This is a genomic window from Larkinella ripae (assembly GCF_054780775.1).
Genome location: NZ_BAAGVR010000030.1, coordinates 85,533 through 101,146, shown reverse-complemented (window position 1 = coordinate 101,146; position 15,614 = coordinate 85,533). Strand labels below are relative to the sequence as shown.

Genomic DNA, 15,614 nt, shown 5'->3' with positions numbered 1-15,614 from the left:
CCCGTTGTCACTGCTGAACCGCCTGTGAGTCCAGGTGAGCGTAATACAGGGTTTGATTCCGCCGGGAATCGGAAACGTAGACGACATTGCCGCCCAGATTGTTCGTTCCGACGCCGGAAATATAGCCGTCCGATGCGGCCAGGGCGGGGGTTCCGCGGGGTGCAAAAATGTCGATGCCCTCGTGCCGACGACGACCGGCATCGCGCGGGACACCAAAATAGCTGCTGATCTGCCGGCTATCGAGTCCGCGTACCGGAAAACTCAGGATCGGTTCACGGGTGATGGAAATGGTGTAGCGGCCACTGCGCAACAGTTCGGGTTGAATCCGGATCAGATGGGTTCGGGCCTGGCGAATTTCGATTTCCAGTTGGTTGGTATCGGCTTTGGCCGACGTAAGGCGGTTGGGATTCTGGTTGGCTTCGTTCAGTTCAAAAACGTCGATAAACACCTGCACCGGCTGCTGGCTCTGCACATCCACTTTGATGATGAATTTATCCCCCCGCTGCCCGTTCAGGCGGTAGCCGAGCGCAAACGGCCGGCTGGATGAAAAATAACCGCTTTCCCGGTACGGCGCATTGATCAGAATGGAGTCTTTCAGGGCCCGGTCGGCCGTCGCCAGCCAGTCGGTCCCCAGAGCGGTGCGCTCCAGCCGGGCATCGCGCAGCGACTGGGCGTATTGCTCATGCGGGGACACGGCCCGGAATAATTTCCCCGGTCCCACACTCGTACAGGCACCGAGTAAACCCGCTAAAAGAATCAGAATTAGAGTGCTAATGGAAAAGCGTTTCATGGTGAGTACCGTTTGCATACGTAACGACTACTCAACCGGCAAGGTTTGCAGAAACGGGGCTTACTTTCCCATCCAGATTTTAAAATCACTTACTTTTTCACGACTGACGATGGCCTCTTTTTCAAAAACCGGCTTCAAGGTCAGTGAAAGGCGGTTTCCGAAATACGGTTGAATCTGCTCCACGGTATTGTGCGTAACGATAACCCCCCGGTTGATGCGAAAAAACATGCCCGGATCAAGGGCTTCTTCCAGCTCGTCGAGCGTGTAGTCGATCAGGTATTTCTGATTGTTCCAGGTTTTGAAGAAGCTAAACCGCTCGTCGGTGAAGAAAAAGGCAATGTCCTGCACCTCCACCGAAAGCAGCCGCTGGCCCAGTCGCACCAAAAACCGCCGACGGTATTCCTTCGGTTGCTGGAGCTGTAGTTCGCGCAGGAGTTTATCGAGATTAAATCCCTGACCGGCGGGTTCGTTTACCTCCTCCCGACGAACTTTCAGGTCCCGGAATTTCTTTAAGCTGCGCTGTAAATCGTCCTTTTGAATGGGTTTCAGCAAGTAATCGATGCTGTTCACCTTGAAAGCCTGAAGCGCGTATTCGTCGTAGGAGGTTGTAAAAATAACCGTACTGTTGACTTCGACCTGCTCAAATATCTCGAAACTCTGCCCATCGGCCAGTTCGATATCCATAAAAATAAGATCGGGCGTGGTGTTGGTTTTGAGCCAGCCCACCGTGTCTTCGATACTGGCCGTCACACCCGCCACTTCGAGGCTCGGGTCCACTTCCTGCACCAGTTTCCGCAACTTCCGCACGGCCAAATCTTCGTCTTCTACAATCAGTACATTCATCGGAATTGATTTTCAGCAAACAATGGCAAGTAATTCTATTTCTCTGACTTATTGATCAAAATAACGATCGAAATGTTTTTTCTAGAGCCTGTATTGTGCAAACCGGTGGAAGAACTGCAAAACCGCCCCGAATTTCCCTTTCCTTTTCGCCCCGAAAGAACCGCCGGTGAGCACGACCAGCCGGATTGATTAAGCGGAAGAATTTCGTCGGGAAATGCCTCTTTTTTGACGCCTTCCGACAGCGGCTAGGCAGGGTCCCTATGCTTACTTTGTGCGAATAAACACTGATGAACACTTTAATTTTCCATTCGTATGAAAAAAGTCCTGCGTTTTTCGCTGCTGATCGTTGGCCTGCTGGTCGTAGCGGTTGTCGGTTTTATCAGTTTTGCCGCCATCCGGGGCGTTCCCGATTTCGATGCGCCGGTTGTTCAGGATCTTAAAATTGAAGCAAGCCCGGCGCGGCTGGCCCGTGGTGCCAAAATTGCGCAAATGCACTGCATCGCCTGCCATACCGGCCAGGATAACCACCTGTCCGGCCGACACATGAACGACCTTCCCGGCCTCTTTGGCACGGTTTATTCCATGAACATCACGCAGGATAAAACCGTCGGCATCGGAAACTGGACCGATGGCGAACTGCTGTATTTCCTGCGAACCGGCTTGCGGAAAGACGGCACGTTTGCTCCCATCATGCCCAAATTTGCCACCATGGCCGACGAAGATCTGAAGTCCGTCGTTGCCTGGCTGCGCTCCGACGAACCGCTGGTCCAACCGTCGGCGCAGGAAGCCCCCAAATCCGACTTCTCGCTGTTTGCCAAATTGCTCGCCAACACGGTCATTAAACCGCTGCCCTACCCGCAGCAGGCCATCGTGATTCCGGACAGCACCGACGAACTGGCTTTCGGGCGGTACGTAGCCGATGGTTTAGGCACCTGCTACGCCTGTCATTCCGCCGATTTTACGAAACAGGACGCCATTCACCCGGAGCTGTCGGCGGGTTATTACGGCGGGGGCAATGAAATGAAAACGCCCGAGGGCAAGCCGATTTTTACGGCCAACCTGACATTCGATAAAACCGGGATCGGTCAGAAATACACAAAACAGCAATTCATTCAGGCCGTCAAAGCCTGCGTTCGGCCCGACGGCAGCCTGCTGCGCGCCCCGATGTTTCCGCACCTGATGACCGACTACGAAGCCGGCGCGATTTATGAGTACCTCAAAACCGTGCCCAAAATCAAAAACGATATTGCGGGCAAGGAAAAAGAAGCGTTGGCCACTAAATAAAGGCGGTTTTACTCCACCGTAATTTCGTCAGCCGCCACCCAGGCCACCTGTCCGGCTTTGGGCATCCCGGCGGGCACTTTGCCAACATTTCGGGCTATTATCCGCACAAACCGACCCACCACCGGTTCAAACGTGAGGGTCGGACGGATAATAGCCTGTTTTCCCCGCTCCGTCGGATCAAGCGTTACGGTTTTAACGGCCCGGAAGGTTTGCCCATCGTCCGAAACTGCCACCTCCACCGCCTTCGGCAGCAAAATATTTCCGGCCGTTGCTCTGACCAGGCCGATGGTTACCGATTGAATGACCTGGGGCGTCGTCAGATCAACGATCGCGTTCAGATCGGCGGTTTTAATGCGGACCACGCCCTGCATTTCCTGTAAATAACCGACGGTAGTTCCAACCTGTCCATCGACCAGCACCGACGGTTCCGCGTCTTTGGGTGTTGTGATCGCCGTAGCCAGTTGCACGGTTTTTCCGGTTGCTTTCGAAATGCCAAACGTCCACGATTGAACGTCGCCAACGACGGTATCGTTGACCACCGCAACGGCTTTGACGGTCGTCGACTGCGCCAGAAGCAGGCGCTGGCGGTACGGGGCCGCCTGCGCCGTCGGAATGGAGCCATCCGTTGAATAGCGAATTTCGGCGGTGGGTTCCGGGGTTTCGAGCGTAACCTGCAAGCGACCATCCGCTTGGGGCTGCACGGCGGTTTTTACGGCATAATAGGCGCGGGAATAAACCGTGTTGAGGTGAGCCAGCCGGCGGAGCAGGGCCGGAAGCCGCTGCGTAAAATCCGCCCAGTTTTTCTGTTCGGGCGGTGTCCAGGCCAGTTCGGCCACCGCAGCCGCGCGCGGCCAGACCATGTATTCCACCTGCTCAGGCGTTTTCAGGTATTCCGTCCAGACCCCGGCCTGTATCCCCAGAATGCGTTGCTGAACCCCGGCGGGCAGGTCCGCCGGAGCGGGGTCATACGAATAGGTTTCTTCCAGGGGTGTCAACCGACCAAACGCCAGCGGCTCCTGCGCCCGGTCGCCCTGATAATGATCCAGATACACAAAATTTTCGGGTGTCATGATGACGTTGTGGCCTTTCTGGGCCGCCTTGATCCCGCCCGCCGTACCCCGCCAGCTCATCACCGTTGCAGCCGCCGACACCTGAATGGGCGGGCCGCTCCCGTCCATGATTTCGTCCCAGCCGATGATTTTCCACCCGTTCGACGTCACAAATTTGTCGATGCGGGCCGTAAAATAGCTTTGTAACTGATTTTCGTTTTTCAGTTTTAGTTTCTTCATCAGATTCTGGCAAAACGCACTTTGTTTCCAGGCGGTTTTGGGGCATTCATCCCCGCCGATGTGAATGTACGGGCCGGGGAGCAAGCTCATCACTTCCGTCAGCACATCCTCCAGGAACTGAAACGTTTTGTCGTACGGGCATAAAATGTCGCTGAAAATCCCCCATTTGGTGGCGGTTTCGTAAGGGCCCGCCGAACAGCCGAATTCGGGATAAGCCGCTAAAATCGCCAAGGCGTGACCTGGTGTTTCTATTTCAGGAATAATAGTTACATATTTGGATTTTGCGTACTGCACCACTTCCCGCACCTCATCCTGGGTATAAAAACCGCCATACGGCTGTCCGTCGAACGCCTGGGGATCGGATTCGTAGAAATGGCCCAACAGGGTTTCCCGGCGCTGGCCGCCCACCTGGGTGAGTTTCGGGTATTTTTTAATCTCGATCCGCCAGCCCTGATCGTCGGTCAGGTGCCAGTGGAAGGTATTGAATTTGTGCAGCGCGAGCAGATCGATGTATTTTTTGATGAACGAAACCGGAAAGAAATGCCGGGCAACATCGAGGTGCAAGCCCCGGTACCTGAAACGCGGTTGGTCCTCAATCCGGCCAGCCGGAACCGACCAGTTAACCGGCGCCGTCACCCGGCTTGCCTTCAATAGTTCGGGCGGCAACAGCTGGTACAGCGATTGAAGGCCGTAGAAAAAACCGGCGGAGGTGGTTGCCTCCAGGGCGAGTGTGCTGGATGTAATATCGAGCCGGTAGCCTTCCGGACCCAGCTTGGGGTCGTCAACGGTCTGGAAGGAGAATAAATGCCCACCCGGACTCGTTATTCCAGCATCCTGAATCCGGAGGGTCAACCCGCTGGCGGCCTGAAGCTGGCGGGCAAACTGGTCGGCCATCGTTTTCAACTCGGCATTTCCCGCCGGAATCCGGATGACCGTTGCCTTGTCGAACTGAAACCGCCCCTGACGAGCCTCAATTTTAGCGGGTTTTGGAACAATGGGATACGCATTTTTCGACTGGCCCCAGCCGGAAAAAGGAAGCAGCAAACCCAGCCACAGGCCGACGATTTTAAACATGAACAGGTATAGTTGAGTTTTTGTAACCAAAAGTACAGAAAACCGATTCGAACGTGCTACAAGCCTTCCTGATTATTAGCGTCCTGATTTTGACTTGTACGCGGTGCTGCGGCCAGACCATTACCCAGAAATACGAGATCGAAATTGCCGGCTTCAGCATTGGAGATATGACGGTTGCGCAGATCAGCAGCCCGACAGCGGTGGTGTATGATCAGATCAGCGACGTTGAATTCTGGTTCTTCGGAAAGATAAAAATCTCCTACAAAACCGTGTCCCGCTTCGACCCGGCCAATCGCCAGCTGTTGCGGTCGGACATTGACGCGACGACGAACCGGGGCAACTACCAGTCGGATGTTGTCTGGCAAAAAGACCATTACGACATCAACGTGAAGCAGTACAAGTACGAACGAAAAGCCGTTGAAACAAGCCCCATTGAGTTTACCGCCATGCGGTTGTATTTCGAAGAACCCGTGGGACGCACCCGGATTTTCGCGGAATATTTCGGCGATTATGCCACCATTGAACCCACCAAAAAAGGCAGTTACCGCATCCGGATCGACAACCGGGAAGACGAGTATTTTTACGAAAAGGGGAAACTGATCAAGATCGTCAAAAAGAATCCGTTCAAGAATTTTGTTATCCGCTTAGTGGACTAATTCACCTTTTCCCCTTTATTCTACTGGCTAATTGGCTTTCTGCAAAATATTCCAAATAAACCCCGGAAAGTTTCTACACTCGATTCCGAAAAATCAGCAATAATTTAGGTTATATTTTGAAATTTTCAATAATGTCAAAATTATATTTGCTATTATCCAATAAGTGCCTATTATTGCAGCATCAGTACTGACTACCGACAAAACCACCAGGCTTAAGTCATCTCCGGCAAACGTTCCGGTTTGCTGCCTCAAAACTCCTTTCTTAAATCGTTGAACAGCCTCACCGGCCGGGGAGTGCCTGGAACTATCTTGCTCTTACTCAACGCCCGTTTACCTGTAATTTGATTATTAACCTAACGTAAACCATGAAACAAATTTATGCATTATTGCTTGTCTGGACGGTTGTCGGCAGCCTTGGTCAGGTATGGGCTCAGGACCGCACCCTCTCCGGAAAAATCACCAGTGCGGCCGACGGGGCTCCCCTGCCCGGGGTCAACATCCTCGCAAAAGGTTCTTCGAAAGGCAGTGTTACGGATGCCGACGGCAACTTCTCGTTATTAGCGCCGGCGGGTACGAAAACCCTGGTTTTCTCGTACATCGGTTTTCTGACGCAGGAAGCGCCGGTTCCCACGGCCTCCAATACCGTCAACATCACGATGAAGGAAGCCACGCAAAGTCTCGACGAAGTCATCGTATCAGGTTTAGCCACGAGCGTCAAACGAAGCAATGCCGCCAACGCCGTCTCCCGGATCACGGCCGACGAACTGGTGGGCAAAACCCGCCCGGTTACGCTGGATGCCGCCATGAGCGGAAAAATTGTCGGCGCCAACATCGTGCAGAACAGCGGAGCTCCCGGCGGTGGTATTTCCGTCAAACTGCGCGGTATTTCGTCCATCAACGGAAGCTCCGAACCGCTGTATGTCGTTGACGGCGTGTTCGTTAACAACTCACAGTTCGCTACCGGCGCCGGTTCTGGCTCGTTCAGTGGGGCCGGAACCAACCAGGATCAGGCGCCCAACCGGATTTCGGACATCAACCCCGCCGACATTGAGTCAATGGAAATTCTGAAAGGGCCCAGTGCGGCCGCCATCTACGGAACGCGGGCCAATGCCGGGGTCATCATCATTACCACTAAAAAAGGAAAAGCCGGGAAAACGAAAGTGAGCTTCGGGCAGGACGTCGGTTTTTCGTCAGCCCTTCGGTTGCTGGGCTCGGAGGGCTGGAGCCTGGACCCGATCGGGCCGGAGGGGCAAAATAAATTCGACTACGTTTTCGGCAACGGAACGCCCGGCAGCGGGAGCAAAACCGAAATCGAACTCTGGCAGAAAGCCACGGCCGAAGGCAACATCTACGATTACGAAAAATACATTTACGGCAATACCGGTAAAATCAGCAACACCCGGCTGAGCGTCTCCGGCGGAAACGACAAAACCAAGTTTTACTTTGCAACGTCTCTGAACGACGAAACCGGCATTCAGAAAGGAACCGGTTTTCAGCGTAAGTCCATCCGGCTGAACGTGGACCACAAACTGGCGAAATGGATCGACTTTTCGATTGGCTCGAACTACATGCGGACGGGGGCGCAACGGAGTTTCAGCGGCAACGACAACCGGGGCGTTTCGATCGGTTACACGCTGGCTTACACACCCAATTACGCCCAGCTTTTCCCGGTTAACGGGGTATATCCGCTCTCGCGCTACACCGGCGACAGCCCGATTGCCATCGCCGAACGGACGATCAACGACGAGATGACCAACCGGTTTATTCAGTCGTTCACCAGCAATATTTACTTCCTGCAAAAGCCTAACAGTACACTGAAGCTGGCAATTCAGGGCGGTTTGGATTATGTCAATACGGAAGCCGAAGTATATTTTCCGGAAGATTTGCAGTCGCAGTTGACCCGCGCGACGCCCGGTGCTTCCCGCTATTCGAAAAACCGCAGTTTCAATACCAACCTGCAGGCTTTTCTGATTTACAACTGGCAACTGGCGGGCGGCAAAATCGACCTGACTTCCCAGGTGGGAACGGTGCGCTTAACGACCGACAACGATTTTAGCTGGATTCAGGGGGACGGCCTGCTGCCCAAACAGAAAAATCCGAACACGGGCAGCGTCCGGACGTTCAGCGAAACCTGGCAATCGTGGCAGGATGTGGGGATGGTGGCCCAGCAGGAAGCCAATTACCAGGACAAAATCATCGGTACGCTCGGCATCCGGTTTGATAAGTCGAGTCTGAACGGCGACAACCAGAAGTGGTACGGTTTTCCGCGGGCCTCGCTGGCCGTTAACATTGCCAAATTCGGTTTCTGGTCGTTTGACCCGATCAGCCAGTTGAAACTGCGCGGGGCCTTTGGGCGCACCGGGGGCGTTCCGGCTTACGGCAATATTTTCACGTCCCTGGGAACCACCATCATCGACGGTCAGCTGGGATCGCTTGTACCCACGAGCGTCGGAAACCCGACAATTGAGCCCGAAACCGCCCAGGAGCTGGAGTGGGGCGTCGATCTGGGTCTGTTCAAAAACCGGGTCAATCTGGAAGCTACCTATTATGACAAACAGGTTTTTAATCTGCTGAATCCCTACACTTTGTCGTCCGGAACCGGGGTTACGCAGTTCAATGCCTACCCGGTCGGCGATTTGCAAAACCGGGGTATCGAGTTGGGGTTGAATGTTGTCCCCGTTGAACTCGCCAATTTAACCTGGACTTCGTCAGTTCAATACTGGTTTAACCGCAGCAAAATCACACGGCTGGAAATCCCGAACACCACGGTGGGTTCCGGTTTCAGTATTTACGGGCGGAACCAACTGCGCCTGGGTGACTCGCCGACCCGCTGGTTTGGCTCCCCGAACGTGGTGGATGCGCAGGGCGTAGCGCAGGCGACCCGTTACGAAGATGCCCAGCCCCGCTACCAGATTTCGTTTTCCAACCAGTTTAAAATCTTCCAGCATTTCGATTTTGGCTTTCTGCTGCACTCCAGCCAGGGCAATTTCAACTCCAACCTGACCACCAAACAGAAAGATACGGGCGGCACGACGGTGGACTGGAGCCAGGTTGACAATCTGTACGGGAATGTGGGATTGCCCAACGGCCGCGCCCGGCTTCCGGCCAACCCCAACGTAACGGCCCGGGAATTCATTCAGGATGCCAGCTACGTGCGGTTGCGGGAGGTTTCGCTCTACTACACGCTGCCCAAAACCCTGCTGACCAAAGCGTTCGCCAACGTGGTGTCCAACATCCGCGTGGGTGCGTCGGCCCAGAATCCGCTGATCTGGACCCAGTATCAGGGCTACGATCCGGAAGTGTCCAACTTCGGCAATCAATCGGTGGGCGCGAGTGTCGATAACGCGGCCTTCCCGAACAGCAAACGCCTGTTCTTCCACCTGGCGGTGGATTTCTAAAAAGCCGTCACCGGAAGGATTTCCCTCCGCGGGTTTTTATCTCCTGAACGGATAAGCAGTATTTCGTAACTCCAACTTTACTGATCATGAAATTCTCTTTAAAACATATGGTTCTGCTGGCCGGACTCGCCTTTTTTATGCCGTCCTGCCGCTTTTTCGAGGTTGAGGATACCATTGACCCCAACAACCCGGCGCTTGAATCGATCCTGACCAATGCGTCGCGGATCCAGATCAATCAGTTGGGCATCGGCATTCAGTCGGCCATGCGCAACGGCCGTTCCAATCTGGTGCTGGTATCCGGTTCCATTGGCCGGGAGATTTACAACCTGGCGTCAACGGAGCTGACCTGGACCACCGAATTGCTGGGTACGACCAACGGCGGTTTCAGCGCTACGACCCTCTTCAACGGGTATTATGCCGACTTCGCCCAAACCCGTCGCCGGGCCGAATTTTTCAAAATAGCCGCCGAAAACTCCGCCCCCGGTGCGCTGACCGACGCCGAAAAGCAGGGCATTCGCGGATTCGTCAACACCGTGGAAGCCTACACGATGTTGAATATGCTCAACATGCAGTATAAAAACGGGATTCGGATCACCTACACCGACCTGTACAGTCCGGGCGATCTTTTAAAACCGGGGCCGTTTGTTACGTACGAGGAAGGTTTAGCCGAAATCCGGCGGTTGCTGGACGAAGGCGCGACGCAACTGGCTGCGGGCGGCCCGGCGTTTGGTTTTACGATGACGAGCGGTTACGCCGGTTTTAACACTCCCGCGACCTACCGGAAATTCAACCGGGCGCTGGCGGCCCGCACCGCCATGTACCAGCAGGACTGGACCGGGATGCTGCCGCTGCTCACCGATTCGTTTTTTGACCTCAACGGCGCGTTAACGATTGGCCCGAACTTCACGTATTCAACCACGTCGGGGGATGTGACGAACCCGCAATTCCAGCAAATGAACACCACGGCTTCGCCTGTTGTGGCTCAGCCCTTGTTTATTTCGCAGGCTGAAGCGGGCGATGCGCGGGTGGCCAGAAAAGTGACGAAGCGGACCTCGGCGCGGGCGCTCAACGGAATTATTGGCGAATACGATGTGTCCTTGTACCCCACCAGCACCCTGCCCATTTCGATCATCCGGAACGAAGAACTGGTGCTGATGTACGCCGAATCGATGCTTCAAACCGGCAAACTGGCCGAAGCCGTGACCGCCCTGAATAAAGTTCGGGTGGCCGCGGGTCTGAAAGAACTGGCGTCGGCAAAACCGGGTATCGTCAACGACAAAAATGCCCTGATCGACGAATTGCTGAACCAACGCCGGTATTCGCTGTTTTACGAAGGCCACCGCTGGTTCGACATGCGCCGGTACGGACGGTTGGCGCAACTGCCTAACGACCAGGCCACTCACAAGGTATATGACCAGTTGATCCGGCCGTTTGCCGAAGTACAATGGGACGCTAAAAATCCGCAGTAAATCCGAACCCCAAAACCGTATGAAACACGTATCGTTTACCCGATTATCCCGCAGGCTCCTGCTCGTCCTGGCCGTTCTGAGTTCGTTAGGCGGTTTTTCCCAGACCAACCAGAAGTTCGAGATTTCGTTCCCCGCTTCGATCAGTGCCAGTCCGCTCACGGGCCGGATGTTTCTGATTATCAGCCGGAAAGACAGCACCGAGCCGCGTTTGCAGGTGGGACGCTACGGGACGCAATTCTGGGGTGCCGATTTTGAAAAACTGGCCCCCGGAAAAACCGTCACCATCGACGGAGCGACGCTGGGCTATCCGATCAACGCCCTGAAAGATGTGCCCAAAGGCGAGTATTTTGTGCAGGCGGTTTTGAATAAATACACCGAATTCAAGCGCTCGGACGGCCACACCGTCTGGATGCACATGGATCAGTGGGAAGGTCAGCAGTGGACGCGCTCACCGGGCAATGTGTACAGCGCCGTTCAGAAGATCACGATTGATCCGGCAAAAAGCGAGACAGTCAGGCTGGAAGTAACGAAGGTGATTCCGCCGATTTCAGTTCCGGCGGACACCAAATGGGTGAAGCACATCAAAATTCAAAGCGAAAAGCTGAGCAAATTCTGGGGCCATCCGATTTTTATCGGCGCGACGATTTTGCTGCCGAAAGGCTACGACGACGAACCGGGCCGGATGTATCCGACGGTTTATCAGCAGGGGCACTTCTCGACGGCGCCCCCGTTCCGGTTTGCCGAAAATCCCGGCAACGAATTTTACAAGGACTGGACGGCCAGCGACGGCCCCCGGTTTATTGCCGTCACGCTGCAACATCCCTCACCCTACTTCGATGATTCCTACGCCGTTAACTCGGCCAACAACGGCCCATTCGGGGATGCGATTCACGAAGAACTGATTCCGGAAATTGAAAAGAAGTTTCGCTGCATCCGCGAGGGCTATGCCCGCTTGCTGACCGGCGGGTCCACCGGTGGCTGGGAGTCGTTTGCTTTGCAAGTCTGGTACCCGGATTTTTACGGCGGCACCTGGTCATTTGCGCCCGATCCGCTCGACTTCTGGAACGTGGAAGGCATCGATATTTACAAGGATAAAAACGCGTTTTACAAGGAATACGAGTGGTATAAAGTCCCGACGCCCAACACCCGCATTCCGGCCACGGGCGAAACCCGGCTCACGTCGGAGCAGCGCAACCTGATGGAACTGGTCAACGGCACCAAAGGCCGGTCGGGTGGTCAGCTCGACGTCTGGAGTTCGGTGTTCGGGCCGGTGGGTGCCGATGGTTATTTTAAACCGCTGTTTGATAAAAAAACCGGCGTGATCGATCCCAGCGTGGCCCAGTATTGGAAAGAGCATTACGATTTGCGGCATTACCTGGAAAAAAACTGGGCGACGGTTGGCCCGAAGCTGGTGGGCAAACTGAACGTAATCTGCGGACGGATGGACGATTTCTTCCTTAACTTTGGGGTTTACAAAGTTGAGGAGTTTTTGAGCAAAACCACCAATCCGGCCTACGGCGGTTCGTTCACCTACGGCGACCGGGGTGGGCATAGCTGGCGGCCGTATTCCAACGGAGAACTGCTCAAGATCATGGACGCGCACATCAAAAAGATGGCTCCGTCGAAAACCGCGACGCGTAAAGCCAACTAGTCAACAAACCCAATGCTATGAAAATCAGCCTGAAAATACCGTCCGTTCGCCAGCTCATGCTGCTGGCCGTCGGGACGGTTTTGGCCCGTCCGCTCCTGGCGCAGCCGTTGGTCAACAAAGCCGATTCGCTGTACATCGTCCAGAATTACACCAAGATGGAGCGAATGGTGCCGATGCGCGACGGCGTGAAGCTGTTTACGTCGATTTACGTGCCGAAAAACACCGCGCAGAAGTACCCGATCATGTTCGACCGCACACCCTATAGCGTCGCTCCCTACGGTGAAGACAAATATAAAACGTCGCTGGGCCCTTCGATGGCGTTTGCGAAAGACGGCTATATTTTTGTGTATCAGGATGTTCGCGGGCGCTGGATGTCGGAGGGCGAGTTTGTTGCCGTTCGACCGCACAACCCTAACAAGAAGAAAAAAACCGACGTGGACGAAAGCTCGGACACGTACGATTCGATCGACTGGCTGATCAAAAATATTGCCAATAACAACGGACGGGTGGGAACCTGGGGCATTTCAGCACCCGGTTTTTACACCACCATGACGGCCATCGACGCCCACCCCGCCCTCAAGGCGGTTTCTCCCCAGGCCCCCGTCACCGACTGGTACATGGGCGACGACCGGCACCACAATGGCGCGTTTTTCCTGATGGGCACCTTCGCCTTTCTGTCGTCGTACGGCCAGCCCCGGCCGGTTCCGACCAGCAAAAGTGGCCCCCGGTTTAACGAGTTCGGCACGCCGGATGGGTACAAATTTTACCTGAACGCCGGGCCGTTGTCGAACGTGAACGCGAAGTATTTCAAGGGCGAGAACAAGATCTGGCAGGAGATGATCGACCACCCGAATTACGATGAATTCTGGCAGGCCCGGACGCCCGTGCCGCACCTGAAAAACATCAAACCGGCGGTGATGACGGTCGGCGGCTGGTTCGATCAGGAAGACCTGTACGGCCCGCTGAAAACCTACGCGGGTATCGAGAGCCAGAATCCAAAGGCCAAAAACATCCTGGTGATGGGCCCCTGGATTCACGGCGGCTGGGCGCGCAGCAACGGCGACGTGCTCGGCAATATCAGGTTCGGATCAAAAACCGCCCCCCATTACCGGGAAAAAATCGAACTGCCGTTTTTCAATCATTACCTGAAAGACAGCCCCGACCCGCACCTGCCGGATGCGTCGATTTTCCTGACGGGTGCCAATGAATGGAAACAATACAGCCAGTGGCCGCCCAAGGAGTCGGAGGAACGGAGCATTTACCTGCACGCCAACGGCAAGCTGTCGTTTGATGCGCCCAAGGAAACCGAACCGGTGTTTGATGAATATTTAAGCGATCCCAAAAAACCGGTTCCGTACAGCAACGGTATTCAGATTCTCCGGGGGAGTGACTTTATGTATGAAGACCAGCGGTTTGCAGCCGCCCGCCCGGATGTGCTGGTGTACGAATCAGAACCGTTGACCGACGATCTGACCATCACGGGCAATGTGATGGCGAATCTGTTTGTCTCAACGACGGGAACCGATGCGGATTTTGTGGTGAAACTGATCGATGTATACCCCGATACCTCCAAAGCGACCAGCCCGATTCCGACGACAAAGATGGCCGGTTTTCAGTTGATGGTGCGGGGTGAAGTGATGCGCGCCAAGTTTCGGAACAGCTTCTCCAAACCGGAGCCGCTGAAACCGGGTGAAGTGGCTGAGGTGAAGTTCGATATGCAGGACGCGGCTCACACCTTCAAAAAAGGTCACAAAATGATGGTACAGGTGCAGAGTTCCTGGTTTCCGCTGGTGGACCGCAATCCGCAGAAATTCATGAACATCTACGACGCCACGGAATCCGACTTCCAGAAAGCCACGCAACGGGTTTATTTTTCCAACAAAAACCCCTCACACGTCAAGGTACGGGTGCTGAATAAAGGAATTTAGAGGGGCATAATTGCCAAACAACGGGCCGTTAGGAGGAAACTTCTGACGGCTTTTTTATTGGTTCACGGTTCAAACCCCGGCTGGTAAAATACAAACGTCTTTTTTTCTGGAGTCAAAACCTATATTTTTGGTTTTCAACCCTAAACCTAAAATAAATGGCGTTTTCCGTGAAAAACACCTTCACTGCTCTCCTTCTGAGCCTGCTACCCGGTTTTGTATCGGCCCAGCAAACCGACGGCGTTGTCAAGTCCGAATTCATTTACGAGCAGGCGCCGTTCCCGTCCTGCCATGCTTCCACGCTGGCCGAAACCTCCGACGGGATTGTTGCGGCCTGGTTTGGCGGCACGCACGAGAAGCATCCCGACGTTGGAATCTGGGTCAGTCAGCGCGGAAAACAGGGCTGGACCCGGCCCGTCGAAGTAGCCAACGGCGTTCAGCCGGACGGCACGCGGCACCCCACCTGGAACCCGGTTTTGTTTCAGATGCCCAAAGGGCCGTTGCTGCTGTTTTATAAAGTCGGTCCGAGTCCGTCGACCTGGTGGGGCATGAAAATGGCTTCGTCCGATGGCGGCAAAACCTGGTCGAAACCGGAGCGGCTGCCCGACGACATTGTGGGACCCATCAAAAACAAACCGGTTTTGCTGGCGTCCGGAACCTTGCTCAGTCCATCCAGCAGCGAAGACAACGGCTGGCGCCTGCACATGGAAAGCTCCGGCGACGGCGGCAAAACCTGGCAGAAAACTCCGGCGCTCAACGACGGCAAAGAGTTCGGTGCCATTCAGCCGAGTGTGCTGTTTCATCCGGGCGGAAAGCTGCAACTGCTTTGTCGCAGCAAAAACAAGGCGATCCTGGAAGCCTGGTCGGACGATAACGGAAAGACCTGGTCGGCCCTGAAGGCAACGGAACTGCCGAATCCCAACTCCGGGACGGATGCCGTAACGCTCCGCGACGGGCGGCAGTTGCTGGTGTATAATCACACGCCGAAAGGGCGCTCTCCGCTGAACGTGGCGGTTTCGCCCGATGGCAAAACTTGGCAGGCAGCCGCGGTGCTCGAGAATGAACCCGGCGGTGAATTTTCGTACCCGGCCGTAATTCAGACCCGCGACGGGCTGGTGCACATCACCTACACGCACCACCGCAAAAAAATCAAATACGTCGTCGTTGATCCTGCCAAACTGAAGGTGACGGCAATAAAAAACGGGCTATGGACGAATCCATAACCCGTTCTTCCA

Annotated in this window: 10 protein-coding genes; 7 read left to right on the top strand and 3 right to left on the bottom strand. The window is 54.8% G+C overall.

Features of this window, described 5'->3' with window-relative positions; all coding sequences use genetic code 11:
• Positions 1-7 precede the first annotated feature (7 nt).
• The gene (locus ACYVHX_RS26850) at positions 8-790 is read right to left on the bottom strand and encodes a M23 family metallopeptidase (RefSeq protein ID WP_460674796.1); all 783 of its coding nucleotides are present in this window, start codon (positions 788-790) and stop codon (positions 8-10) included.
• A 60-nt stretch (positions 791-850) separates the two neighbouring features.
• A complete protein-coding gene (locus ACYVHX_RS26845; RefSeq protein ID WP_460674795.1) occupies positions 851-1,633 on the bottom strand; it encodes a LytR/AlgR family response regulator transcription factor in 783 nt (260 codons plus the stop codon).
• Between the two features lie 312 nt (positions 1,634-1,945).
• Between ACYVHX_RS26845 and ACYVHX_RS26840 the strand changes: the two genes are divergently transcribed.
• Positions 1,946-2,917 (top strand): c-type cytochrome, encoded by a 972-nt coding sequence (locus ACYVHX_RS26840; protein WP_460674794.1) that lies wholly within the window; start codon positions 1,946-1,948, stop codon positions 2,915-2,917.
• An 8-nt stretch (positions 2,918-2,925) separates the two neighbouring features.
• Here ACYVHX_RS26840 and ACYVHX_RS26835 read toward each other — a convergent pair whose 3' ends face one another.
• Entirely contained in the window at positions 2,926-5,280 is a 2,355-nt protein-coding gene (locus ACYVHX_RS26835; RefSeq protein WP_460674793.1) for a beta-N-acetylhexosaminidase, read from the bottom strand.
• 53 nt (positions 5,281-5,333) lie between these two features.
• Between ACYVHX_RS26835 and ACYVHX_RS26830 the strand changes: the two genes are divergently transcribed.
• The 6 genes from ACYVHX_RS26830 to ACYVHX_RS26805 all read left to right on the top strand — a co-directional run bounded on the left by ACYVHX_RS26830 (position 5,334) and on the right by ACYVHX_RS26805 (position 15,602).
• A complete protein-coding gene (locus ACYVHX_RS26830; RefSeq protein ID WP_460674792.1) occupies positions 5,334-5,936 on the top strand; it encodes a DUF6134 family protein in 603 nt (200 codons plus the stop codon).
• A 365-nt stretch (positions 5,937-6,301) separates the two neighbouring features.
• Positions 6,302-9,334: a SusC/RagA family TonB-linked outer membrane protein gene (locus tag ACYVHX_RS26825; protein ID WP_460674791.1), complete on the top strand. Its 3,033-nt coding sequence runs from the start codon at positions 6,302-6,304 to the stop codon at positions 9,332-9,334.
• Between the two features lie 86 nt (positions 9,335-9,420).
• A complete protein-coding gene (locus tag ACYVHX_RS26820) occupies positions 9,421-10,803 on the top strand; it encodes a RagB/SusD family nutrient uptake outer membrane protein (protein ID WP_460674790.1) in 1,383 nt (460 codons plus the stop codon).
• A gap of 19 nt (positions 10,804-10,822) precedes the next feature.
• Entirely contained in the window at positions 10,823-12,454 is a 1,632-nt protein-coding gene (locus ACYVHX_RS26815) for an alpha/beta hydrolase-fold protein (protein ID WP_460674789.1), read from the top strand.
• A gap of 17 nt (positions 12,455-12,471) precedes the next feature.
• Positions 12,472-14,382 carry a CocE/NonD family hydrolase gene (locus ACYVHX_RS26810; protein WP_460674788.1) on the top strand — a complete coding sequence of 637 codons (1,911 nt, stop codon included), beginning with the start codon at positions 12,472-12,474 and terminating at the stop codon, positions 14,380-14,382.
• Between the two features lie 155 nt (positions 14,383-14,537).
• Entirely contained in the window at positions 14,538-15,602 is a 1,065-nt protein-coding gene (locus ACYVHX_RS26805) for a sialidase family protein (protein ID WP_460674787.1), read from the top strand.
• Positions 15,603-15,614: the final 12 nt, after the last annotated feature.